The 23,504-nt window shown below is 57.4% G+C and carries 19 protein-coding genes, 1 tRNA gene and 1 pseudogene; 7 read left to right on the top strand and 14 right to left on the bottom strand.

All coding sequences use genetic code 11. From position 1 onward, the window contains the following. The first annotated feature begins 7 nt into the window (after positions 1-7). From GRI62_RS06455 to GRI62_RS06425, 7 genes are all read left to right on the top strand, one after another. Complete coding sequence (locus tag GRI62_RS06455; protein WP_131452543.1) at positions 8-2,167, top strand: GumC family protein; 2,160 nt, start codon at positions 8-10, stop codon at positions 2,165-2,167. Beyond that, the gene (locus tag GRI62_RS06450; protein WP_131452542.1) at positions 2,148-3,302 is read left to right on the top strand and encodes a hypothetical protein; all 1,155 of its coding nucleotides are present in this window, start codon (positions 2,148-2,150) and stop codon (positions 3,300-3,302) included. Before GRI62_RS06455 ends, GRI62_RS06450 begins: the two co-directional genes overlap by 20 nt. Then, positions 3,299-4,135 carry a glycosyltransferase family 2 protein gene (locus GRI62_RS06445; RefSeq protein WP_131452541.1) on the top strand — a complete coding sequence of 279 codons (837 nt, stop codon included), beginning with the start codon at positions 3,299-3,301 and terminating at the stop codon, positions 4,133-4,135. Before GRI62_RS06450 ends, GRI62_RS06445 begins: the two co-directional genes overlap by 4 nt. Further along, on the top strand, positions 4,132-5,412 hold the full coding sequence (locus GRI62_RS06440) for an O-antigen ligase family protein (protein ID WP_131452540.1): 1,281 nt from the start codon (positions 4,132-4,134) through the stop codon (positions 5,410-5,412). The genes GRI62_RS06445 and GRI62_RS06440 overlap by 4 nt, the downstream gene beginning before the upstream one ends. Continuing rightward, a complete protein-coding gene (locus tag GRI62_RS06435) occupies positions 5,409-6,491 on the top strand; it encodes a polysaccharide pyruvyl transferase family protein (protein WP_131452539.1) in 1,083 nt (360 codons plus the stop codon). The genes GRI62_RS06440 and GRI62_RS06435 overlap by 4 nt, the downstream gene beginning before the upstream one ends. Further along, positions 6,488-7,903 (top strand): oligosaccharide flippase family protein, encoded by a 1,416-nt coding sequence (locus tag GRI62_RS06430; RefSeq protein WP_131452538.1) that lies wholly within the window; start codon positions 6,488-6,490, stop codon positions 7,901-7,903. The genes GRI62_RS06435 and GRI62_RS06430 overlap by 4 nt, the downstream gene beginning before the upstream one ends. A 995-nt stretch (positions 7,904-8,898) precedes the next feature. Then, entirely contained in the window at positions 8,899-9,102 is a 204-nt protein-coding gene (locus tag GRI62_RS06425; RefSeq protein ID WP_131452537.1) for a hypothetical protein, read from the top strand. Between the two features lie 13 nt (positions 9,103-9,115). Here the strand turns inward: GRI62_RS06425 and GRI62_RS06420 are convergent, their stop codons facing one another. From GRI62_RS06420 to GRI62_RS06355, 14 genes and pseudogenes are all read right to left on the bottom strand, one after another. After that, positions 9,116-10,249 carry a glycosyltransferase family 4 protein gene (locus GRI62_RS06420; RefSeq protein WP_131452536.1) on the bottom strand — a complete coding sequence of 378 codons (1,134 nt, stop codon included), beginning with the start codon at positions 10,247-10,249 and terminating at the stop codon, positions 9,116-9,118. 47 nt (positions 10,250-10,296) lie between these two features. Further along, positions 10,297-10,452 (bottom strand): annotated as a pseudogene (locus GRI62_RS14725) (chloramphenicol acetyltransferase); the annotation flags it as partial. Between the two features lie 326 nt (positions 10,453-10,778). Further along, on the bottom strand, positions 10,779-11,570 hold the full coding sequence (locus GRI62_RS06410) for a WecB/TagA/CpsF family glycosyltransferase (RefSeq protein WP_131452534.1): 792 nt from the start codon (positions 11,568-11,570) through the stop codon (positions 10,779-10,781). A gap of 5 nt (positions 11,571-11,575) precedes the next feature. Beyond that, on the bottom strand, positions 11,576-12,514 hold the full coding sequence (gene fcl, locus GRI62_RS06405) for a GDP-L-fucose synthase (RefSeq protein ID WP_131452533.1): 939 nt from the start codon (positions 12,512-12,514) through the stop codon (positions 11,576-11,578). Continuing rightward, positions 12,514-13,578: a GDP-mannose 4,6-dehydratase gene (gene gmd, locus GRI62_RS06400; protein ID WP_160731828.1), complete on the bottom strand. Its 1,065-nt coding sequence runs from the start codon at positions 13,576-13,578 to the stop codon at positions 12,514-12,516. The genes fcl and gmd overlap by 1 nt, the downstream gene beginning before the upstream one ends. Before the next feature lie 32 nt (positions 13,579-13,610). Next, positions 13,611-14,999 carry an exopolysaccharide biosynthesis polyprenyl glycosylphosphotransferase gene (locus GRI62_RS06395; protein ID WP_131452531.1) on the bottom strand — a complete coding sequence of 463 codons (1,389 nt, stop codon included), beginning with the start codon at positions 14,997-14,999 and terminating at the stop codon, positions 13,611-13,613. A gap of 899 nt (positions 15,000-15,898) precedes the next feature. Beyond that, entirely contained in the window at positions 15,899-16,075 is a 177-nt protein-coding gene (locus tag GRI62_RS06390; protein ID WP_160731827.1) for a hypothetical protein, read from the bottom strand. 45 nt (positions 16,076-16,120) lie between these two features. Beyond that, a complete protein-coding gene (locus tag GRI62_RS06385) occupies positions 16,121-16,633 on the bottom strand; it encodes a PilZ domain-containing protein (protein WP_131452530.1) in 513 nt (170 codons plus the stop codon). Positions 16,634-17,525: 892 nt separating this feature from the next. Further along, positions 17,526-17,601, bottom strand: a tRNA-Lys gene (locus GRI62_RS06380). A 112-nt stretch (positions 17,602-17,713) separates the two neighbouring features. After that, positions 17,714-18,835, bottom strand: coding sequence for a rod shape-determining protein RodA (gene rodA / locus GRI62_RS06375; RefSeq protein WP_131452529.1), 1,122 nt, complete (start codon positions 18,833-18,835; stop codon positions 17,714-17,716). Then, positions 18,832-20,919 carry a penicillin-binding protein 2 gene (gene mrdA, locus GRI62_RS06370; RefSeq protein ID WP_131452528.1) on the bottom strand — a complete coding sequence of 696 codons (2,088 nt, stop codon included), beginning with the start codon at positions 20,917-20,919 and terminating at the stop codon, positions 18,832-18,834. The genes rodA and mrdA overlap by 4 nt, the downstream gene beginning before the upstream one ends. Before the next feature lies 1 nt (position 20,920). Next, positions 20,921-21,382, bottom strand: coding sequence for a rod shape-determining protein MreD (gene mreD, locus GRI62_RS06365; RefSeq protein ID WP_234027380.1), 462 nt, complete (start codon positions 21,380-21,382; stop codon positions 20,921-20,923). Between the two features lie 92 nt (positions 21,383-21,474). After that, the gene (gene mreC, locus GRI62_RS06360) at positions 21,475-22,383 is read right to left on the bottom strand and encodes a rod shape-determining protein MreC (protein WP_131452527.1); all 909 of its coding nucleotides are present in this window, start codon (positions 22,381-22,383) and stop codon (positions 21,475-21,477) included. A 35-nt stretch (positions 22,384-22,418) separates the two neighbouring features. Then, positions 22,419-23,465 carry a rod shape-determining protein gene (locus GRI62_RS06355; RefSeq protein ID WP_131452526.1) on the bottom strand — a complete coding sequence of 349 codons (1,047 nt, stop codon included), beginning with the start codon at positions 23,463-23,465 and terminating at the stop codon, positions 22,419-22,421. Positions 23,466-23,504 lie beyond the last annotated feature (39 nt).

Below are 23,504 nucleotides of genomic sequence, written 5' to 3'. Positions count from 1 at the left end.
CTGAAAAATGAACGCGTTAGACGTTAGTAGAAATTTTGATTCAGTTGGTAACGATCAACTCTCTGGAACGAATGAACATGCTATTACGATTGACCTCCTAGCAATCCGGTCTGCGCTTTTCAGATCACGTTTCTGGGTCGCCGGCATCGTTCTGATGGCGGCCTTGGCCGGAGTGGTCGTCACGCTGCTAATGACGCCTATCTTCTCAGCGGCATCTTCGGTGCAGATTGATCAGGCGGCGACAAAAATCACGGGAACCGAAGATTCCGACGCATCCGCCGCTATTCAAGACGCTGATCGTTTCCTGCAGACGCAGGTTGGCATACTTCACAGCAGGTCTCTGTCGCAAATGGTTGCGCGCGATCTCGGCTTCTACAACAATGACGAATTGCTTCAGGCGTTTGATGTCACCATCGACGCGGAAGGACTGTCAAGTGCTGTTGCGCGTGACCGCAAGGTGGACGCCGTCGATAGCATCCTCATGAACAATTTCTATGTCGATCTCCCCATAGAAAGCCGCATAGCGACCCTGACTTTCGAGAGCCCTGACCCCCTTGTTTCCGCCCGCGTAGCGAACAGCTTTGCGGAAAGCTTCATTCAGAACAATTTGCAGCGTAAGGTCGATACATCCGCCTATGCGAGAGAGTTCCTTTCGCGTCAGCTCGCGGAAGCTAGAGAAAGGCTTGCGGCAAGCGAAGCGGCTTCGAATTCCTATTCCGAAGGGGCCCGAATTCTTGCCACCGGCCCGGGCGTGGATGGAGCGGCTGCGCCAACGCTGACTGCGCAATCCCTCACGCAGATCAATACCGATCTGAACATGGCGACCGCCAGGCGAATTACCGCCGCTAATGAGTGGAATGCGATCGCCAGCGTTCCCGCCATGAGCATCCCGCAGGTCAATCAGAACCCTGCAGTCCAGTCGCTGGTTCAGCAACTCGCCACGGCGCAAAGCGAGTTGGAGGCGCGCCGCGCGCGGTACTTGCCCGGACATCCGCAAGTAATCGAGGCGCAGGCGCAATTCGACGCTTTACGGAGCAACGTGCAAAGCCTCGGAGAGCAAATTCGTCGTGGATTGCGCGCGCCATATGATAGCTCAGTTGCCGCCGAACGGGATCTTCGTCAGCGCCTAGATTCGATTAAGGAGGATCAGATCCGGGATCAGCGCAATTCGGTTCAACTCGGTATCCTCGAGCGGGGCAGCCAGACCAATCGCACACAATACGAGGCGCTTCTCGCTCGGTTGAACAGCTTGAACGCTGAAGCGGGCGCGCCCAGTAATAATATCTCTCTCGTAGATCGCGCGGATGTGCCTGACAGGCCGATCAAGCCAAGTCTGATCCTCAATGTCGCTCTATCAATCCTCATCGGATGCGTGTTGGCGGTTCTTTTCGTGCTCTTGCGAGAGCAAATTTTTGGACGCGTCCGGAGTCCCGATGACGTGGAGCGATTGCTAGCCCTGCCGCTTTTAGGAATTACACCAGAGACATCGGAAACCGAACTCATGGCGGACCTGCGGGACCCCAAAAGCGAAATCGCGGAGGCTTATGCTGCAATTCGCGCGGTACTGGCGATTTCGTTTACCGGGGGGCTCCCTAAATGCCTTACTTTTACGAGCGCCTCGGCCGGCGAGGGTAAGTCGGTTTCGTGCATGGCCTTGGCTCTTGCCACAGCGAGAACCGGCAAGCGCGTTGTCGTTCTTGATGCGGATATGCGGCGACCACGCCAACATTCCCTTTTCGAAGTCGACAATGTGCGCGGTTTGTCGGACTTACTTTCCAGCAACGCGAGTATCTCCGAGACCATCCAATCGATGGTTGCCCCCAATCTCGATCTGATTACTACCGGACCAAAGCCACCTAATCCCGCGGAGCTACTTGCAGCAGACCAGCTGAACCCCCTCCTGGCTAAATTGGGTGAGAATTACGACCACATCTTCATTGATGCGCCGCCCATCCTCGGGCTGGCTGATGCAGTTGAGCTAGCGAATGTATCTGACAGAACCATTTTGCTCGTGCGATCGGGGGAAAATCCGCCTGCACGCATCCGCTCGTCAATCCAGAGAATCAACTTGGCACAAAGCCAGATCGCAGGGGTGATACTAAGCCGATTTGATGCGAAAAAGGCCGGTTACGGCGCGGATTACGGTTATGAATACAACTATCGATGAGGGGAAAGGGCCGGAGCGGACATCTCACCTCGACATAAAGGCGGTCGTATTTGTTCTGCCCCTTCTTCTCTTCTTCGTAATTGGTGATTTAGCGCTTATTGCGGAGAGGCGAGCGATCATTGAAACGCGCGCGCTCATTAGCAATAGTGACACGCGAAGTGCACTGAGACCTGCCGAAGTAGCCGACTTGCGCGAGGACTTAGCCACGCGGCCCCTATCGGCAAATCTCCTCAACCGCGTTCTTGTTTCCTTGCAAGCAGGTGGAGAGGTGGAAGGGGATGCCGGGTGGGCTCTTCTCGATAGGCTTGGATTTCGCGCACAGGATGCTCGGTACAACTTGCTGCTTCGTGCTGCGGCTCAAAACAATGGCGTCGGAATATTGCGAAACATCGATATTCTGCTGAGGCGTGGAAAAGAGCCCGAAGAATTCTATGGCATTCTGTCAGCTTTCGAAAGTCAGGAGGGCACGCGCAGCCTTCTTGCCAGCAATCTCAGGTCGAACCCGCCATGGGCGGCCGATTATCTCTCGAACGTCAGGAATATTGGGAACCAAGTCGCCTTCCAGAACCGCGTTGAGCTTCTGAAGGCAATCGAAACGGTTGTTCGGATACCCCCAGAAGACTTCATTAGTCTGATGAGAAAAGGGATCGAGTACCAGGATGCCGAAGGTTTGGCCTACCTTGATCGGATCGCTGGTCAGCACGGCCCCGAATTCGCGCCTGTCGAGGCAAACGATGCGTTCCCGACAAACTGGAACTTCCCGCAGAACAACTCAATACAGTCTTTCGGGATTGATGGCGCCGATGCAACGGTCAGGATCGAATTCGTAGGCTCGCGCTCTCAGACAATCGTATTTCGACACCTGGTCCCGGCAATCCGTCCCCAACCGGCCCGTAAGTTTGCCATGGTGGCGATATCGAGGGACGGGGGCGAGCTGCCCCAACTAATCCTTCGCATCGCTTGCCCGAACGGGCTGCAGGTAATCGGCGTGATCACGTCCCGAAAGCAGGAATTCGAAACCCAGTCTTCGACATCTTGTGCAATACCTCGCCTTGAACTGGTAGCTATTTCCGCGGTGACCGCGAGACCGAGTACATTTGATCTGGTGTATTCGGCGGAGGGGGGGGCGAGATGAGCCCGCACGATTCGCGCGCAACCGCGCCGCTGCGGATTGCCGTCTCGCTCGTCCCGCACAATCGCCGCGAGAAGACGGTGCGCGCGCTGCGGTCGATATCCTCCACCATAACTATAAAGATCGTACCGGTCCTGCTCGATGATGCGTGTGCCGATGATACGGTTGCTAGCGCGATGCAGGTTCGACCTGATACCATCGTCATTTCCGGAAGGGGCGATGCGTTTTGGAACGGGGGGCCTAACAGGGCGCGGAGCAAGGCGATCGAGATCGAAGTCGACGGATTCCTGTGGTGGAATTACGATGTGAAACTCGACGATGAAGAGCTTGATACTGTCGAAGCGGCCTGGAATGTTCAGGACGCGGGCGGCAGTTCGAAATTCATGCTTTTCGGTGCGACAAGGGGTGCAGACCGAAAGCAGAACTACGGTGGAGGGCGATGGGACCGGCGCTTCCCGTCCATCTCTTTTCTAATGCACGGTTATGGCGGCGACGCACAAGGCGTCGATACCATCAACCACAATATCGTTTTGGTTCCCAAACGCGTCACCCACCAGTTCGGCATGAACGATCTTGGCTTCGTCCTTAATCTGAACGATGTGGGGTACGGCTTGCGCGCTAGCACCATGGGAATCCCATTCGCCGGGTTTCCTGGAACAATTGGAGTGTCCGAAGGCAGTCTGGCGAAGCCATCGCGCGGGTACCAATCACCCGCGATATCTGTTGCCGAGCAATTGCGCAAGGTGGACATCCCTTACGGTCTATTACCGGGCAGCTGTTTACCCTCCTCCAGGTGGCAAGATTGTTTCGCCGCAAAATCGGCCTCTTACGTATGACCACCTACAAGACTCCGCCGGTACCACACGACCCGACAACGAAAATTGTGTTGCAAACGAGCGCTGGCAAAATCGATATCGCGCGTTTCCAAAAATTATTTGTCTCAGTCTATTTCGCATGTGCCGCTGGTGCTCTGGCAAATATCCTTTCAGCCTTTGGAAACGATGGCGAGAGCGCTGGACCTCTGTATCAGTTAATTTGGGGCTTTCTATTTGTACTATCGATTCCATTAATAATATCTGCGAACGTCAAGTTTGTTTCTCGGCGGGAGCTAATTGCACTATCCTTCGGGCTATACGTTCTACTTAGTACGTTTATGACCTCCAATCCTGCATCAAATTTTGCCTATGCTAGCTCGTTTTTGTTTAACTTAGGATTTGCAATTGCATGCGCAAGAGTTCTCGGACTTCGAACGACTTTTAAAATTTTATGCAAAACATTAAACATTCTCGTAGCAATTAGTATATTCTTATACTTCGCAGGTTTTAAAAACGCGATATATTTTGATGCGATTGACCGATCAAGCATCATCGGACTCGTGCCTGCCCAAGGTATCTTCAGCCATAAGATCTACGCCGGATTGTATTCCGCCCTTTCCCTCGCATTAAACCTGACATTATTTTCTAGGGCTAAACGTCTATATTTGTGTGCGATGTCTTTGGCGCTTATACTTTTATCCGGGTCTTCCATTGGCCTTCTCGCGGGGTTGAGCGTTCTGTTTTGCGCCATTCTGCTTCCCCAGGTCTTCAAGAAAACGTATGGCGCGATCATAGCGACTGTAGTCACTTTATTGATAGTGATTTCAGGTACAATCGCTTTTATGCATATCGACGTAGTATTTTCAGTCCTTGGCAGGGATCTGTCTTTAACTGGAAGAACAAAACTTTGGGAGATCGGTGCGAGCTATATTGGAGAAAGGCCGATTTTCGGCTGGGGATATGGAGGGATATTTGACGATAGCGCCTTCTTTCTTAGACGGTTTTCGGCTTTCGAGTATTATCGCGCGCCTCACTTCCATAATGGTCTTATCCAAATTTGTGCAGAGAATGGTGCGCTTGGACTTCTCCTATTTTCTGCTATCGGGGTCGCCTTTCTAAGAAATTGCCGGCGAGCGCTTTCGCTTGTGCATCCTCCTACGGCGTATTTGCCCGTAATGATCGGCGTCGTTTTCGTTATCGGATTGTCTGTAATGAATATCGGCTCGCGTTATAACGAATTAATGACGATTGTATTTTTTATCGTCGCTGTCGCTGGAAAAAGGCAAATCGCAAAATGAGCGCTATGATTTTCTTTTTGGTGCGCACTCAATACGAGAATACCGGTGACTTGGCTATCAATCGGGAGTGTATCAAGCTGCTTCGGCAAAGGGGGGTGTTGCACGTGAACGTGTCTGGCGTTCCAGATGCGTTTGTAAATGGTTTGCAGCTTTACCCTCAAGAGATTGTTTCCCCCAAGACGTTTTGGGCGAACCTCATTTTTCAGTCTCTCCGCGGCCTCTCCGTCTATCTATTTCTCGTACCCGGGGGTTTAGGAGGCTATGACTATCCCTATCGACCATTGAAGGAATTACTATTTCGTTTTGTTTACGCCTCCCTTCGTAAGATTGGGGTTCGAATAATCAGACTGGGTTGTTCATTTTCGCCGGTATTGCCGTCGATTGAAATTCCATTTAGAAAGCGTCATGAGAGTATTGATTTCATCGGCCTGCGCGATAGCACATCCCTAGCCTACGCGAGGGCCTTGGGATTGGAGAATGTCGGGTTCTTCCCTGACTTCGCATTCATGCTCGAGCCTGTGGCTGGGGAAGAAGCTGAGGGCTCCTATGCCGTCTTGAGCTTTCGATCTCGTGACGCGACAGAAGCTGCTATCATCACAGCCACGGTTCAAAAATTTTTGCAAATGGTAGACAGGGGCCGGAAGCTTAGTGTTGTAATAGCTGTCCAAGTGGAGTTCGACCGTAGCTTTGCGAAAGACCTGGCCAGCGTTCTTTCTTCTGATCGGCAGGTTAGCTTAACAGCTCCGGAAACTGAGATCGACAAGTTTATCGCCATCTATCAGGGCGCGGACTGGCTTCTGAGTAATCGACTTCACGTTTTGATTTTCGGTTTGATTGGCAACGCAAACACAGTGGCGCTTACAAATTATGATCGAGATCAAAAGATAATCGGGATGTTCGAAGATCTTGAAATTGCAGAGAGGCTGATTGCGCAAGATGGCTCGAATCTGTCTAACGTAACCGAACTTTCGGTGGCGCCCAACCCGAGGGCGATCATTCGAATGAAGGATGGAGCTGGTCAGTTGCTCGATCGAATTTTGATCAGTGATTGGGAGCGTCCTTGGGAACATTCACATTGAGCGGCAAGATGAGTCTTTTTAACCGGGTTGCTTGGCTGCTTGCGGCCCGCTGGGTCTACAATGGCATTGTCTTTGTGTCATTTTCAATAATTGTTGGGCTAATATCGGTCGCTGAGTATGGCATTTACGCGATTGCCTCATCAGCGCTAATTTTTGCAGATAAACTTTATGGCGATGCTGTGGAGAATGTGCTTCTTGCGAAAGCGGCTAAAAATGGGGCGTTACCAAGCAACTCAGTCGGCGTTTCGATTGTAGCTGGTGCCATATTTTCCTTAGCTATCGCAGCACTCGGCTACCCCCTTTCCTTGGCATACGACTACCGGGAGCTAGCCTTCCTCGTAATTGCGATGGCATTCGTTGTATTTTTACAATCGGCTACAATTCCGTCGCGAGCGCTTTTGTTGTTTAGCGCGCCGGCTTCGAGGTTAGCCTTTTTTACAAGTATATCAACATTTATTGGTGCGGTCGTTGGTATATCACTTGCCTATAGAGGTTATGGCTATTGGAGTTTTGTCGGGCAATTAGCTGCTTATCATATATCTTTTATTCTGCTGACGTTGAGACGATACTTGTTTCCGCAAGTGCGTATTGCGACTTACTCCGGCACCGCGAAGGAGATTGTAGGCATGCGCTCTGTTTTGGTCGGAACGGCTTTAAATGTTCTAACTAATCGGCTTGACATTTTGCTCTTAGGTTTTGTGGTGGGTGCGAATGGAACAGGAATTTATTCTTTAGCTAAACGGCTCATTCAGATATTGCAGGATTTAGTGGGTAGCTCTTTTGATAAGATTTTCTTGGTGACATCTTCGCGCATCGATCAGAATGGTGGGAGCGAGAAAGCGTCGCCTCTGCTTTTCGCTCAAAGTCTGGTCGTTTTTCCGTGCTTTGTAGGTTTTGGTCTTGTCGCAAATTTGCTTGTACCCGAAATTTTCGGCGAAGACTGGACTGATTCCGCGCGTCTGATTCCTTTTATGGTCATAGGCGGTATATTTAGCTGCTTAGTATCGGTTGATAGGGCTAGAAAGATACTTTTAGGTGAGTATTCTCGATTGCTTGCGATCCGAGTATGGGAGTTTGTAATCGGATTGCTCCTTCTGATTCCATTCGCGTCTTCTGGTCTGACATATATTGCGTGTATATTCTCAATACGCTCTGTAATGAGTTTTTTGATCTTTGTTGGTTCCCGGCTAGATCGGGGCCTTCTCTGTTTTCTGAGGGAATTAATTGATGATATGTGGTTCCCTGCCGTGATTACTGGAGTGATGATAGTGGGAACGTCATTGGTTCTGTACTTTGTCCCACCGCATACTCCGTCAATTTTGTTGATTGGTGGCGCCATTTTCTGCGGCTGCGTTTCGTACGTTGTTCCGCTCTATTTTCTTCGATCATATTGGGTTCGCAAATCTTTATAACCGGTCCACTCGCCGTGTCCCGCAAATCTAGTTTGAAAAACTCGCTGTCCTATACGCTATCCTTCGTTGTAGCAGCGCGACACCTCGAAAAGGATACGCGCCGTGAATGCCCTGCTGATAATCAGCCTCGCCGACCACGTCCCTCGCGACACCATCAATTTCGCACAGCGAAGGCGGATGCAATCGATCATACCCGTCCTCTTCCGGTGGAGGGCAGGGCGGCCCCTTCCTTTCACGACAGGTCGCTGCGCGAAGACTGGCGGGCGAGCAAAACCTATGCTTGGGGCAACAACGTGGGGCGTGCCTGTGCCGTTGACGACACGCTGGGCGACATCGTGCCCCCGCCGGGGTGGGTGCTGTGGCGGAGTCTAACACCGTCTTTAGCACGCACCTCTTCAAGGTATGGGTGCAGCGGACCAATGCCGCGCTGATCGGCAGCTAGGTGGGGCCGGCTTCTCATGTTGCGCTGGTGGGCCTTGGCTTGAGCGGCACGGTGACCATCGCCATCGCATGCTTCGCGGCCGAGGGGCATACGATCAATTTCACGCGGCACACGGCGGTGCCGCAGACCGCCAGTGCTGCGAACCTGATCTCGACCTGAACGCGCCAAAGACCATGCCTGTGATTGGCGACAGCATCAACACGACCGCGATGTAAAAACCCTAAGGTGGCGGCACCAGGCAGACGAGCGGGAACGACTGGTACTACGTGCATCTGCAGCGGATTTTGCGGGTGCAGGGGAAGCGCCATCGCCGGATCGCAAAGGGCCAACCACGTGTGGCGCACCGCGCACGCGATCTCCGCCAATCAGCTAGGTGAGTTTGATGTCGGCCCGGCGAACCTGATCTAGCTGATGCTCGGGACGAACGAGGGCAGTAGGGCCGGATGCGCGGCCAATTCGCAGGTCCTGCTGGACTGGAAGAGGGAGGTTTTTCCCGCCACGCGCATGGTGCTGATCGGGCAGCCCCCCGAGGGTCCATGCCCCGGAAAGCCCGTTGTCGGCGGTTCGCACAGTCGCCGCCAATGCCGCGGCGCTGGAGGCGGCATCAATGGTCACCTACGTGAGCCAGGCCGCTGCCTTCCCAGCCAATGCCGCTTCTCTGCCCGACGGCGTGCACCCGACGATCTGCGCGCAGCACGCTATGGGCGCCCCGCTGGTCGATGGCCTTTCGGCGGCAGGGTGGCTGGACCGGCTGTGACAGGACGGCATGCTTAGGCGGCGAGCGCCTTGAGGACGCCTTCGGCAAAGCGCTCTGCCATGGCCTCGATGGTCAAGGATTCCGCCATGCGCGATGCCTCCGCACGCATGGCGGACAGCCTGACCGGATCACGGAGTAGGGCGACCACGGCATCGGCATAGGCCTGCGCATCCTCCCAGTCGGGCACGATCACACCGCTCTTGCTGTCCTCGATGTACGCAATTTCGGGGCTGTGCCAGGGGAAGGCTGTGGTGACGGTGGGCAGGTTCGCTGCCCCCGCATCCACCACCGCCAGGCCGACGAGGCCGGGCATCAGGAACAGTCTGGCCAGCGCCATCAGTTCCACCTTGTCGGCTCCGAACCGCGGACCGACCACCTTGATCCAGGACAGGTCGCGGGTCAGTTCGGCCAGCAGCGGTGATTCCGGCCCCCCCCCGGCCACGACCAACTCGAAACCGGGTACCTGCGCGCGAATGGCGCGCGCGGCCTGGACGAGAAAGGCGATGCGCTTGTCCGCATAGATGCCGCCAACGAAGATGCAGATGTTGTCGCCCTTCAGCCCAAGCTCCTCCCGTCGCTCAGCGAGCCGTTCCGGCATGATGGAAGCATAGTCAGCCCGGACCTGCGACGAGTCAACGGCGTTGTTGAAAACGGTGATCCGCTCGGGCGGGAAGCCCAGGGATTCGATATGCCGCCGCGTTTCGTCAGTATAAGCGAACCACCAGTCGACCTTGGTTGCCCAGAACCGCTTCCAACGCTCGGCAAGACTGTCCGGCTTGCGGGCCTGGAAGTTTCGACCGTGGCCGAAAAAGGCGATTTTAGGCGATGGTATTTTCGCTTGGCGGCAAATCTGGAACACGTAATTCAGCGCTAGCGAGCTTTCCTGTTGAACAATAACTAGATCGTCTTTTGCAGTATGCACTAAGGCTTGTTGCCATTGTAATCTCGAACCAAACGCTTTGGTAATCGGAACGCACCGACCCCAAGGTATGTCGGCTACATCGTTTTTAAGGATGTTGGCCTTTGAGGGCGGTGAATATATGACGCGATATTCGACTCCTTTTGCCGCCAGCTTCGTACGAAGAGCCTCATGAAAAGGAATCCGAAAACGGTGCGAGGTGGGAAAGACATAGCTGACGCGCTTCATGGCAATCCCTTGAGCAGTCGTTCATGTTCTTCGATTTGCGCGACATTGAAACGCTTTCCGACGACGCGCGCGGGGTTTCCGGAAATAATCGAGTAAGGCTCAACGTCTTCGGTCACCACCGATCCCGCCGCGATGATCGCGCCCCGGCCAATACAGATACCCGACAGTATAGTCGCGCCGAAGCCGATCCAAACATCGACTCCAATCTCGATGCTATTTTTGGGATGGCTCGCTAGATCATGATCGTCGCCCACCCACGGTGCCCGGCGAACGTATGACCCAACGGTTTTGAATCTATGATCACGCCGTCCGACTATCCCCACATTATTCGCGATGAGCGTACCAGAACCGATGCGGCCATTGCATTGGACTGAGCAGAATTTGCCGATATAGACATCTGATCCGATTTCCAGATCTGTTGACGCGCTCACGAAAGACAACAGGCCGATATGAAACCTTGATCCGACACGGACCGGTCCAGATACAAACGTGCGCCTTTTCAACGACGACCATATCAAGCGAGCGAGGCTCATGCCTCGGAAGCAGTTCGCTCGCGCCAAACCCTCCATACGAAACGTGGCGCTACGACCAGATACCGGCGCCACAGGCGCTTGGGTTCAGCCAGCAGGCGGAAGAGCCATTCGAGGCCATTCTTTTGCATCCAGTGCGGCGCGCGACGGACTTCGCCGGTATGAAAATCGAAAGCTGCCCCCACGCCGATCAGCGTTTGCGACAGGCGATGGACGTTCTCCCACATCCATACATCCTGCTTGGGGGACGACATTCCGATCCAAACCACATCCGCACCGCTGGCTGCGATGGCAGAAAGCGTCTCTTCCCGCTCCGTTTCGCTAAGGTCCCGGAACGGAGGTGTCGACGCGCCAACAACGCGGGCATCGGGGAAGCGATTTTTGAACTGGCTAGCCAGCTTCGTGGCAATTCCAGGCTTTCCGCCGTAGAAGTAGTGGTTCAGACCCGTTCTGCCGGAACGGCGCAGCATTTCCTCGAACAGATCGGGTCCGCATACTCGCTCGACCAGTTGGCCCTGCCTTTTGCCGATCCAGACAAGGGGCATCCCGTCCGGAACGATCATTGCGGCGTCGCGATGCAGAGGCGAAATCGCCGGGTTGTCAACAATCGCCATCAGGCTGGCGACATCGCGAACGCAGACGAAACGACCCGTTCCGTCGCCGGCCCAGCGCTCGATCCGGTCTACCGCCTCCGCCATCGTGACCGCGGAGACAGGCACGCCGAGCACAACGAAACGCGGATCGTCATGTCGAGGCGCTGTAAGGTGATCGTCGTTGGTATGAACTGGCATTTGCGTCAACCCTTGCGCTCTCCAGCCAGGAAGGCGCGGTAAGCGTCGGCAATGCCCTCGCGCAGCCCGATGGTGGGCTTCCAGCCCAAGGCGGCGAGCTTGTCGCCGCTCATCAGCTTGCGCGGGGTGCCGTCGGGCTTGGACGTATCGGTGACGATCTCGCCGTCGAACCCCACCGCATCGCACACCAGCCGCGCCAGTTCGCTGATGGGCAGATCGGTGCCGGAACCGAGATTGACGTGCTCCTCTCCCGAGTATTGCTTGAGCAGGAACACCGCGCCGTCAGCAAGGTCGTCGACGTGCAGGAACTCGCGCCGGGGCGTTCCGGTGCCCCAGATCGTGATGCTCTTGCTGCCCGTTTCCTTGGCCTCGTGCGCCTTGCGGATCAGCGCAGGCAGGACATGGCTGTTGGCGAGGTCGAAGTTGTCACCCGGACCATAGAGGTTGGTCGGCATCGCACTGATGTAGTCGCAGCCATACTGGCGGCGGTAGGCCTGCACCAGCTTGATGCCCGCGATCTTGGCGATGGCATACCACTCGTTGGTCGGTTCCAGCGGGCCAGTCAGCAGGGCATCTTCTGGGATCGGCTGCGGGGCCATGCGCGGATAGATGCACGAGGAGCCGAGGAACAGCAGCTTCTCCACTTCGGCCTGGCGCGAGGCTTCGACGAGGTTCGCCTCAATCATCAGGTTGTCGTAGAGGAACTCGGCCGGATAGGTGTCGTTGGCGTGGATGCCGCCGACCTTGGCCGCCGCCACGATCACCGCATCGGGGCGGTTCGCGGCGAACCACGCGCGCACCGCCGCTTGTTCGCGCAGGTCCACCTGCCGGTCGGCGACCAGCACCTCGCAATCTTCGCGTGCCAGCCGGCGGACGATGGCCGATCCGACCATGCCCTTGTGCCCGGCGACGTAGACGCGTTTTCCGGCGAGGTCGTAGGACATCAGTCGAAGCCTGCGATCGGTTCGGCCTTCATCACCTCCATGTCGGCCAGCACCATCTCGCGCGCCAGATCCCGCGGGCTGGTCTCGTGCTTCCAGCCGAGCTGCTCGTTCGCCTTGGTGGGATCGCCCAGCAGCAGTTCCACCTCGGTCGGGCGGAAATAGCGCGGGTCGACCTCGACGAGGCAGCGCCCGTCAGCCTTGCTGTAGGCCTTTTCGTCGATGCCCTCGCCCCGGAATTCAAGCGGCACGCCCGCATCCTCGAAGGCCCAGCGCACGAATTCGCGCACCTCGGTGGTGACGCCGGTGGCGAGCACGTAATCGTCGGGCTGGTCCTGCTGCACCATCATCCACATGCCGCGCACATATTCGCGGGCGTGGCCCCAGTCGCGCTTGGCATCGAGGTTGCCGAGGAACAGCTTGTCCTGTCGGCCCAAGGCAATGGCGGCGGCGGCGCGGGTGATCTTGCGGGTGACAAAGGTCTCGCCGCGCAGCGGGCTTTCGTGGTTGAACAGGATGCCGTTGCTGGCGTGCATCCCGTAGGCCTCGCGGTAGTTGACCGTGATCCAGTAGGCATAGAGCTTTGCCGCAGCATAGGGGCTGCGCGGGTAGAATGGCGTCGTCTCGCGCTGCGGGACTTCCTGCACCAGGCCGTACAGTTCGCTGGTCGATGCCTGGTAGAAGCGCGTGGTCTTCTCGAGGCCGGCGATGCGGATCGCCTCGAGCAGGCGCAGCGTGCCGATGGCATCGGCGTTGGCGGTATATTCGGGCGTCTCGAAGCTGACCGCGACATGGCTCTGCGCGGCGAGGTTGTAGATCTCGTCCGGCCGGGTTTCCTGCACGATGCGAATGAGGTTCGTGCTGTCGGTGAGGTCACCGTAGTGCAGGGTGAACTTCTGGTTATCGACGTGCGGATCCTGGTAAATGTCCTCGATCCGGCCGGTGTTGAAGCTGGAACTGCGCCGCTTGATGCCGTGCACCTCGTAACCCTTTTCGAGCAACAGGTGCGACAGGTAGGCTCCGTCCTGCCCGGTGACGCCGGTAATAAGGGCGGTTTTTTTAAACAATTTCCACTCCGAAAGTTAACGGCAAATAAAAGTTAATATGCGTTTGGATGAATCAATACGGCAAAGGTCTTAACTAAGATAACGATGTCTTTCCAAATTGACCATTCCTGCATATATTCAAGATCCGACTTAATTCTATTGGTAAGGTCCGATTCTTGGTGGGTCGCACCGCGAAAGCCACGAACTTGCGCAAGACCCGTAAGTCCCGGTTTCGCGGCGTGGCGCTTCCAATAGGTGTCAGATATTTCCCAAAAAAGCTTCCCGCCTGCCGTCGATGCTGTTGCATGAGGGCGAGGGCCGACTAGGCTCATTTCCCCACGCAGCACGTTCAGCAACTGAGGCAATTCGTCAAGGCTTGTGCGACGCAAAAATCTGCCAACACGCGTTATCCGACTGTCATCCCGCGATGCCGATAGATTTCCTTCGAAGTCGCTGTCAATGGCGCGCATGCTGCGAAATTTGTATGCGGTAAAATACCGGTTACTTTTACCAAGACGTTCTTGCCTGAAAAAAATTGGCCCTTCGCTGTCTAGTTTTAAAGCTACAGCGATAATAAGTAACATTGGACTAAGTACAACCAACGCAGGAACGGTGAAGGAAAGATCGAAAAGTCGCTTAATTGCGCGCTGGTATAATGATAAAGGACCAGAGGAAACTTGAATCGCTGTAAAATTATCGTAGCGGGCTAGGCCAATAGGTAACAAGGCGTGCAACGGTTCTGATACTACCTCACCTCGCACCCCTATTGATTGTAATACCAATGCCCATTCCGCTCTGCGATCAATCGGACAACTGACAATTACACGCGCGAAGTCTTTCATCCCATCTCCAAACCGAGAGAGGCTGTCTTGGTCTCTGAGCAGTCGTTGAGAGAGGTTCTCCGGACCCCTCACGATAGATTTGGAGGGATGCTTTAGCAATGCGCCACCAGCGATCACAATCGCGACGCGTTCATCGGAAGCTTGCGGTTTATACAATTTCCGCCCAACAAGCCGAAGAAAAGCAAGTAATAGGATTGAAACAACTAAACCCAATGCTGTGACCAAACGAGAATACTCATCGCCATCTTTTGAGATAAACAAAAGGGAAAATCGCAATGCGAAAGCCAACGCGGTAGAGGTAACGGCAAACTTTATCGACGTGTGCGCTGATTCTAAGTTTGCGACCGAGAATGTGCCGCGATAAAATCCTATGAATACATATAATAAGGCTATGCTTACACCATTTCGCACATGATTTCCAGCACTCCAGTGCCCATCATAAATGGCACCGATAAAAATAAAAATGGCCACGATAGAGAGCGCTTCGACAGCTGCAATTACACAAGATTTAGCCAATTCGATGGTCTCTGAACGAGGAGGCGCCAGATCGTTAAGGTCTATTACGAAAGATTTTCCTGAGTGAACTTGCGAGCTATCCATAAAAATGCAAATTTGGCCATCTTAGACAGCCAGCCCCCATTTTGAATCGTCAGTTCGAAGCGTATCTAGTTTGACTTCCTGAGATCGGCAATTGGATCAAACTGATAGTGCTCTCAAAAGTCGCACGCGCTACCTATTTAAGTGATGCTGTGGCGGACGCGCATCACATCGCGGCCACGCGTAGGACGGAAAGGTTTTCAGCCTTCGGCTCAAGCTTGTCTGACTGCTCGATTCCTTTCCCAGCGACCGGCCTACATTATCGCATTGGTAACTTGCGGCGGCGCGTACCCTTGGGCGGGGCATTTAGCCCATCCCGGTCACGACCTGCGGTTGATCCCGCCAGCCTTAGTGAAGATGCTTATCTTGTCAGCTAGAGCAGGGTATCTTGAATACTCTTCGCGAGGCTGGAAAGGCGCAGGCCGCCGGCGGAAAAGCGCACCGTCACTAGATGTCCCGTTCGTCACGGCGAACAACGTGGACAGTATTCGGGCGCAGGCTTGAGGAAAATCGCCCGCCGCGGCGAAGCGACGCGCGATCATCACGCGTCAGGGATTTGCGCTGGTGGACTTGGTGTCAGTATCCCGAGAAGATTTGCTTAGCTCCGATTTCAACCATGGCTGGCACCAATTTTTAAGGCGGATCTGCATGATTTCGTTCCATCGTCATCGGCTACGACCCCAGTTCGGTATCTGAGCCTGAGCGATACGGATCTGAGCGGACAAAATTGGCGAACTTTAAGAACGCGGCTCGACAAATGCGGATGCAAAAAGAGGGCGTGGGGCGACCTGCCATGGCAGGCCACATCGAGCACTACATCGCCCGTCACTGTTCTCCCAGTCGGCGAACGCGAGGTGCGTCAGCTGCTCAATCAGTGCCCGGGCGCCCTGCTGGTAGGCAAGCTAACCCCAGTCCGGCCAGCGGGCGATCCGCTCGTAGAGCCAGAACAGCATCCAATTGCTCGCATGGTAGTCCGCGAGCACGATGGACCACAGGACGCGCGTGAGCGGGATGATCGGTCCTAGATCTACACCAGCCAGGAAGATCGCCGGCAAAGAAATAGAGCGACGGTAATCCAATTTTCGCCAAGCCTAGCGGAGTAGATTGCCGCCCAGCTTTCAAAATTACCGCAGGCTAATCTGTTTCCGAATGTGCTCCAGGACAGCGGGATGAAGTGGCTCAGAGAATTTCAAACCCGCCGACTTACCTTTTCTCCATCGGATCATCGCGTCCAACGGTCCGATTTTTCCAAGCTTTACACTCACAAACGAGCCGGGCTTTGCGTTCACTGCGTTTTCGATCCTACATCCCCGTTCCGACAAGTCGTAGATCGTAATCTCGTTGCTACCTTCTGAGCCATAAACCCGCCCGATGATCGTTACCTCATGTCGGTCTTCCGCCCGGTCTATGGGTGCTTGTGGTGGCTTCTGATCGACTTCTGGAAGGTCAGTTGCATCGACGTCTTGCGCATCTACGGATGGTGGTGCCGAAGATCCGGGGTTTAGTTCGTTGTATAATTTCTCGGCAGATGCCCAGAAATTCTGCTCGCTTCCCAAGTTCACCGCAGGCTTTCCGTCCAGCCAGCAGGCCCATACTTCACCGGCGCGCGTGACGAAAAAAGGCTCGCTTTCTGGCATGGTGACGAACGTTAGACTTCCAGGCGCGGAAAGCAATTAGACACGCGCCCGGCCGCGCCAATCTAACGGCTTATTGATGAGCGGAAGCGCGGTCCGCCAGTTGAATTCGGATTAGTTGCGAAACGCGGGTCTTTCAAGGAATCTTCGATAATGAGACATGCGCCAGCAGCGATGGCGTGGTCACAAAACGACCCTTCGTGGGGAGTTTCCCGCAGTTCGACTCATACTGATGAAAGGATCCATTGCCATTCTCCATATGAAGACAGAATTGGTCGCAAGATCCAAATTGCGGCCCGCGGCGGGCTTAGCCTTGGGAGTAGGCTAGTCACAGAAGGTCTCGCTGAGCCTTGGTCGGGAAATCCCGCACACACGCTCTAGCTCGGTCTCAAGACCCCACACGAATTGTTGCCGCCTTCAAATGCTGCAGAAAGGCGGCCTTCACGGCACTAACGCGTGAGTGCACGAAACTAGTGGCGATTTTGGGAGCGAATGGTGCCGATTACAGGACTCGATCTTGTGATCCCATCATCACGAATATTTACTCGACGGGTAAGCATAGGGGCCTCTGCATAAAAACGTGCGGTAGAAGCCGCGGGAACATTGAGAGGGGCAGTAGGACTCGCAAGAGAGCGCTCCGGGCCCGGGTTTGCCGAGAACCTTGAAGGCTCGAAAGCTTCCAAACTGTCCGGGCTGATTAGACAAAGTAGTCATGCGGCGTATTGCGAGGCCCGTGATTGCAAGACCGGACCGCTCGTTGAACCAACTGTGACGTCTCCAAAGCCGTCATGCCGTGTAGCGATTTCCGTGCTTCCTATGTGCTTACTTGAGCACCTTTCGGTGACGCCAGGCGACTGATGACTTCATCTAACGAGTTGAGAATTAAAGAAAAAAGTGGTGGACGCACTAGGGCTCGAACCTAGGACCCGCTGATTAAGAGTCAGCTGCTCTACCAACTGAGCTATGCGTCCGTACCGGCGTATTTCGCTGGTCTTCCCCTGCGACGATTCGTCGGGAGAGGCGTCCAAATAGCGTGTGCTCGCATTCTGGCAAGGGGTTTGCAGCACGAATTGCCGCGATGGCTTAAAATCCGCTGCCTGAGCCCATGCGGCGGCTGTGGCGATCGACCATCATCAGCCCACCGATGCACAGCATGTTAGTGAGCATGGACGAGCCCCCGTGGCTCATGAAGGGCAATGGAATGCCGACCACGGGGGCGAAGCCCATCACCATCAGCAGGTTGATGGCTACATAAAAGAAAATCGTGGCGGTAAGCCCGCCAGCCAGCAGGCGGGAGAAGCGATCCTTGGCATCGCGCGCCACCAGCAAACCCCAGCGCAGCACGATGCCGAAGATCAGCAACACGAACAGCCCGCCAACAAGGCCCCATTCTTCGGACATGGTGGCAAACACGAAATCGGTGTGCGGTTCGGGCAGGTAGTCGAGATGGCTTTGCGAGCCGTTGCCGAAGCCCTTGCCGAAGATCCCGCCCGAGCCGATGGCAATTTTCGACTGGGTAATGTGGTATCCGGTGCCGAGCGGATCGCTTTCCGGATCGAGGAAGGTCAGCACGCGCTGGCGCTGGTAGTCCTTGAGGACGAACATGACCGCGAGCGGAATGGTAACGATGGCCGCCGCTCCGCCGCCGATGAACCATTTCACCGGTATCCCCGCCATGAACATCACCACGATTGCGCCGAATGAGATGGCGAGCGCAGTGCCGAGATCGGGCTGGAGCATCACCAGTGCCACCGGGACCACCATGATCCCGAGCGGCACGAGCAACGCGCGCCAGGTACCGATCATGCCCACTGGCAAGGCGTGGAAGAAAGCGGCCAGGATCAGGACAATGCCCGGCTTCATCAGTTCGGAAGGTTGCAGGCGGATGAAACCAAGCTCCAGCCATCGCTGGCTGCCGCCGCCAATTGCGCCCACCGCTTCGACCGCCATGAGGAGAAGGAGCGTCGCAGCATAGATCGGCACCGCGCCGATTCTCGCCCACTCAAGCGGAACGTAGGACATTATCAGCGCCATGACGAGGAACACGCCAAAGCGGATGATGTGCGACCAGGCATAGGGGCTCATCGAGCCACCGGCTGCCGAATGGAGGACGGCTGCCCCGAAGACGACGAGCAGGACGAGGGGGATCACCACGCGCCAGGGGAACTGGGCGAGCGGGGCGGGGAGGGTGATCGCACCTCTCATGTCGCGCTGTCTGCCGCGGTGCGGGCGTTGCCGGCGCCGGACGCAATGCCCGTGCCCAAGGTAGGCGGCGTCTCTGCGCTGGGGGTCGCATCCTCGCGCGGGATGATCGCGCCGGTATCGGCTCGCGCCGGCTCCGTGGCGGCGGCGCGCGCCTCTGCATCGACCTGCCGGGCCAGGGTATAGGGCGCGGGTGCGGGGGGCAGGTCCACGCCGGCAGCGGCGGCATAGGCGGCGTAATCGCGGTTTAGCCGTTCCTGCGCGGTGCCGCCCCATTGCGCCTCGAACCCGTGCAGCGCGTCGAGCGCCTTTTGCGGGTCGAAGAGGAACGTCATGACGTCACGCGCCACGGGATAGGCCGCACCCGACCCGCCGCCGTGCTCGATCACCACTGCGCAGGCATAGCGCGGGTTGTCGAAGGGGGCAAAACACACGAACAGGCCGTGGTCGCGATACTTCCACGGACCGCTCTTGCCATCGGACAGATTGAGCCCGACAACCTGCGCCGTGCCGGTCTTGCCCGCCAGCAGCACGTTCTCGATCGGCAGCTTGGCACGGCCAGCGGTGCCAGGGCCGTTGACCACATCGCTCATGGCGGCCTGGATGATATCGACGTACGTGGGATCGAACCCCATGGAGGCAAATTGCGGCTTGGTGTTGTCGAGCACCAGTCTCGGCATGATCTGGTTGCCGGTGGCGAGCCGTGCCGACATCACCGCCAGCTGCAACGGGTTGGCCAGCATGTAACCCTGGCCGATCGTCGCGTTCACGGTGTCGTAGGGCTGCCAGGCCTCGCCATACTTTTCCTGTTTCCACTCCGCGTCAGGGACGGTCCCATAGAACTGGCTGACGACAGGCAGGGGAAACTGCTGCCCCATGCCGCACTTGCGCGCCATCGCCGCGATGGGGTCCATCCCGATCTGCTGGGCGAAATGGTAGAAGTAGACGTCGCAGGACTGATAGATGCCCGCGGCCATGTCCACCGTGCCGTGGCCGCCGCGTTTCCAGCAGCGAAACACGCGGTTGCCGACGCGAAGACCGCCGCTGCAGCCTACGCTCGCATCGGGCGAAAGGCCCTGTTCCAGGAACGCCATGGAGATCATCGGCTTGACGGTGGAGCCGGGCGGATAAAGCCCTTGCAGGATCTTGTTGCGCAGCGGCACCCGGTCGTTCTCTGCCAGCATCGAATATTCGACGCGGCCGATACCATCGGAAAAGCTGTTGGGATCGAAGCTGGGCATCGAGGCCATGGCCAGCAGGTCGCCGGTCAGGCAGTCGATTACCACCACGGACCCGGATTCGAGGCCGAGGCGGCGCGCGGCATAATCCTGCAACGGGCCATCGATCGTAAGGCGGATCGGGTTGCCCTGGACATCCTCGCGCGTGTCGAGATCGCGCACGATGCGCCCACCCGCGGTCACCTCCACGCGCCGTGCGCCGGGAACGCCGCGCAGTGTCGTCTCGAACTGCTGCTCCATCCCGTCTTTCCCCATCTTGAAGCCGGGGGTGAGCAGCAGCGGCTCGGGGTCTTGCTCGTACTCCTCGCGGCTTGGCGCGCCGACGTAGCCGAGCAGGTGACCGACCGAAGGGCCGGTCGGGTAGAACCGCGAGAAGCCGCGCTGGGGGATCACGCCCGGCAATTCCGGCAGGCGCACGCTGACGGCAGCAAACTTGTCGAACGCCAACCCGCTCGCCACGGCGACGGCGGAAAAGCCGCGCCCGTCCTCCACCCGTTGCAGCAGATCCGCCTTTTCGACCGGGGTGAAATCGAGCAGCTCGCTCAACAGGTCCACCGTGCGTCCGGCGTCGTGAACCCGCTCGGGGATAACGTCGACGCGGAAGTCGGCGCGGTTCGAGGCGAGGGGCGAGCCGTTGCGATCGAGGATCCACCCGCGGCGGGGCGGTATCAGCGACAGGTTGACCCGGTTGCTCTCGGCCTCGAGCGTGTATTTCTCGTTCTCGGCGACAGCGATGTAGCCCATGCGTGCGGCCAGCAGCAGGCCGATGCCGCCCTGCACGGCGCCGATCACGAAGCTGCGGCGGTCGAACACGTCCTTCAGCTGGTTGGTGGTTATGTGGCGATCCATGTCAGCCAAATCGCCTAACGCGCTTTAACCGAAGATTATCGAGCGCGGTGACGAGGCGTGCGACCATCGGAAACAGCAGAATGGAAAGGCCCAGTTGCGGCAGCAGCAACGGTGTCTGGCTGAGCGAGAGCGGCGTGCCGGAGAACAGCGCGCAAAGGCCGATATAGAGGACGATGAAAACGCTCGCCACCGCCCAATCCTGCCAGAACCCGCGCCAGGGAAAACGCATCTCGATCATTTCGATGGCGATCATGGTGAGGGAGAACAGCAGGATGCCCGAGCCGAGCGGCTGACCGGAATACAGATCGTCGAACAGACCGAGCGGCAGCCCCGCCCACAGCGGGAGCAGGCCAGGGCGCGCCATGCGCCAGGCGAGGAGCGCGATAAAACCGAACGGCGGCAGCAAAGGCGCCGGCGCGATTACCGGCAACAACGGCACCAGCGAGGCAAGCAGGATCGTCAACCACGGGATGCCGAAGGCGAGGACGGGAGAATGGTCCCGGTTGATCTTGCTGCCGAACCGGTCATGCCGGGCGCTGGAACTGAGCCGCTCCATCATTCGTCTTCGTCACCCGCCTGCTCCGTGAGCAGCGGCGTCCGGGCCATTTGCAGGGAGGCGGGTTCGAAAATCGGTTCGACCACGACGAAGTCCGTCGCTGCCGGATTGCTGAGCAACTGGCCGATGGCGCCATCGTCGGTAATCCGGGTTACCATGGCGACCGCCACACCGGGGCGGAACAGGCCACCCGCGCCGGAGGTGACGAAAATGTCGCCCTCCTCCAGGGGATTGATGCCGAGGTTGATGAGGCGGATGCGCAGCGATCCATCGGCGCGCCCTTCGGCAAAGGCGACGACATCGTCGGTAGCGCGCCGCACGGGCACGATACTCTCGTTGTCGGTCAATAGCAGCACCCGCGAGGTCGACTGGCCGACCTCCAGAATGCGACCGACAAGGCCCATGGGCGAGGTGACGGGCATACCGACCTTCACCCCGTCGCCGCGGCCGGCGGACAGGTATCCGAACCGGCGGGTGCTGGTAGAGCTGGACCCGATCAGGCGCCCTGTGGCGACCGGGCGGCTTTCGCCTTCGCTCTGCGCCAGGCGAAGCACGCCGCGCAGGCGCGCGTTCTCTTCTTCCAGGGCCTCCATTTCGGCTGCCTTCACCCGGGCGATCTGCAATTCCCGCTCAAGCTGCGCGTTGCGGCTTCCGGCGTTGTAGTATCCGGCGATGGCTTCGAAGAAGCTGCGCGATCCGGTGCGCGTGCTGGCGCCGGCCTCGCCCACCGGGCTCGCCGCATCGGCTGCCATGGAGCGCAGGCCGTTGAACGTTTCGGGCCGCCATAGCGAGATGATGAGCAACAGCGCACCAAGCGCTGCGCCCAGCGTGGCGAAAGCGAACCCGGCGAAGCGGCCGAGTTGCGCCCGCTTGTTCGATCCGGTTATCTGTGCCGACGGCGGTGCCATGGGTGGCCCGCTCCCCTAATGCCAGTGTTGCGCCCTCAGGCGGTCATCAGGACGCCGCGGTAGATCGGGTCCTCCATCGCCTTGCCGGTGCCGATTGCCACGCAGGTCAGCGGATCCTCGGCAATGCTGACCGGCAGGCCGGTTTCCTCGCGAATGTGTGCATCCAGCCCGCCAATCAGCGCCCCGCCGCCGGTCAGCACGATGCCCTGATCGACGATGTCGGCGGCCAGTTCGGGGGCGGTGTTTTCCAGCGCGATGCGCACGCCTTCCACGATGGCACCGATCGGTTCGCTGAGAGCCTCGGCGACATGGGCCTGGTTGATGTTGATTTCCTTCGGCACGCCGTTGACGAGGTCGCGGCCCTTGATGACGATCGTTTCGCCCACGCCGTCGTCCGGCACGGTGGCGACGCTGTATTCCTTCTTGATCCGCTCTGCCGTGGCATCGCCGATCAGCAGGTTGTGATGGCGGCGCACGTAACTGACGATGGCTTCGTCCATCTTGTCACCCCCGGTACGGACCGAGGTGGTGTAGGCGAGACCGCGCAAGCTGAGCACCGCGACCTCGGTGGTGCCGCCGCCGATGTCGACGACCATGGAACCCACAGGCTCGGTCACCGGCATGTCCGCACCGATTGCGGCGGCCATCGGCTCGAGGATCAGGAAAACCTCGCTGGCGCCGGCATTGCTGGCGGCATCGCGGATGGCGCGACGTTCCACGCTGGTGGAGCCCGAAGGCACGCAGATCACGATTTCAGGGTAACGCAGCAGCGTCTTGCGGTTGTGGACCTTGCGGATGAAGTGCTTGATCATCTCTTCCGCGATCTCGATGTCGGCGATCACGCCATCGCGCAGCGGCCGGATTGCCTCGATGCTGTCGGGCGTCTTGCCCATCATCATCTTCGCATCCTCGCCCACGGCCTTCACCCGCTTCACCCCGTTCAGCGTCTCGATGGCGACGACGGACGGCTCGTTCAGGACGATGCCGCGATCCTGCACGTACACCAGCGTGTTGGCGGTGCCGAGGTCGATGGCCATGTTCTGCGAACCGAACTTGAAGAAATTGGAAAAGAAGGAACCCATCGAGAAATCCGTATCCTGAAGGTGAGGCCGCAAGCGCGC

Origin of the sequence: Aurantiacibacter arachoides, assembly GCF_009827335.1 — a bacterium.
GTDB lineage: Bacteria > Pseudomonadota > Alphaproteobacteria > Sphingomonadales > Sphingomonadaceae > Alteraurantiacibacter > Alteraurantiacibacter arachoides.
This window is presented reverse-complemented; position numbering and strand designations above follow the sequence as displayed.

Bases quoted from the DNA above. Each gene is read 5' to 3' on its own strand.
- mrdA (WP_131452528.1), bottom strand. From the start codon at position 20,919: ATGGATCGCCACATAACCACCAACCAGCTGAAGGACGTGTTCGACCGC.
- GRI62_RS06395 (WP_131452531.1), bottom strand. From the start codon at position 14,999: ATGGATAGCTCGCAAGTTCACTCAGGAAAATCTTTCGTAATAGACCTT.
- GRI62_RS06385 (WP_131452530.1), bottom strand. From the start codon at position 16,633: ATGCCAGAAAGCGAGCCTTTTTTCGTCACGCGCGCCGGTGAAGTATGG.
- GRI62_RS06445 (WP_131452541.1), top strand. From the start codon at position 3,299: ATGAGCCCGCACGATTCGCGCGCAACCGCGCCGCTGCGGATTGCCGTC.
- GRI62_RS06355 (WP_131452526.1), bottom strand. From the start codon at position 23,465: ATGGGTTCCTTCTTTTCCAATTTCTTCAAGTTCGGTTCGCAGAACATG.
- GRI62_RS06420 (WP_131452536.1), bottom strand. From the start codon at position 10,249: ATGAAGCGCGTCAGCTATGTCTTTCCCACCTCGCACCGTTTTCGGATT.
- GRI62_RS06450 (WP_131452542.1), top strand. From the start codon at position 2,148: ATGAATACAACTATCGATGAGGGGAAAGGGCCGGAGCGGACATCTCAC.
- fcl (WP_131452533.1), bottom strand. From the start codon at position 12,514: ATGTCCTACGACCTCGCCGGAAAACGCGTCTACGTCGCCGGGCACAAG.
- GRI62_RS06435 (WP_131452539.1), top strand. From the start codon at position 5,409: ATGAGCGCTATGATTTTCTTTTTGGTGCGCACTCAATACGAGAATACC.
- GRI62_RS06440 (WP_131452540.1), top strand. From the start codon at position 4,132: ATGACCACCTACAAGACTCCGCCGGTACCACACGACCCGACAACGAAA.
- mreC (WP_131452527.1), bottom strand. From the start codon at position 22,383: ATGGCACCGCCGTCGGCACAGATAACCGGATCGAACAAGCGGGCGCAA.
- rodA (WP_131452529.1), bottom strand. From the start codon at position 18,835: ATGAGAGGTGCGATCACCCTCCCCGCCCCGCTCGCCCAGTTCCCCTGG.
- GRI62_RS06455 (WP_131452543.1), top strand. From the start codon at position 8: ATGAACGCGTTAGACGTTAGTAGAAATTTTGATTCAGTTGGTAACGAT.
- GRI62_RS06410 (WP_131452534.1), bottom strand. From the start codon at position 11,570: ATGCCAGTTCATACCAACGACGATCACCTTACAGCGCCTCGACATGAC.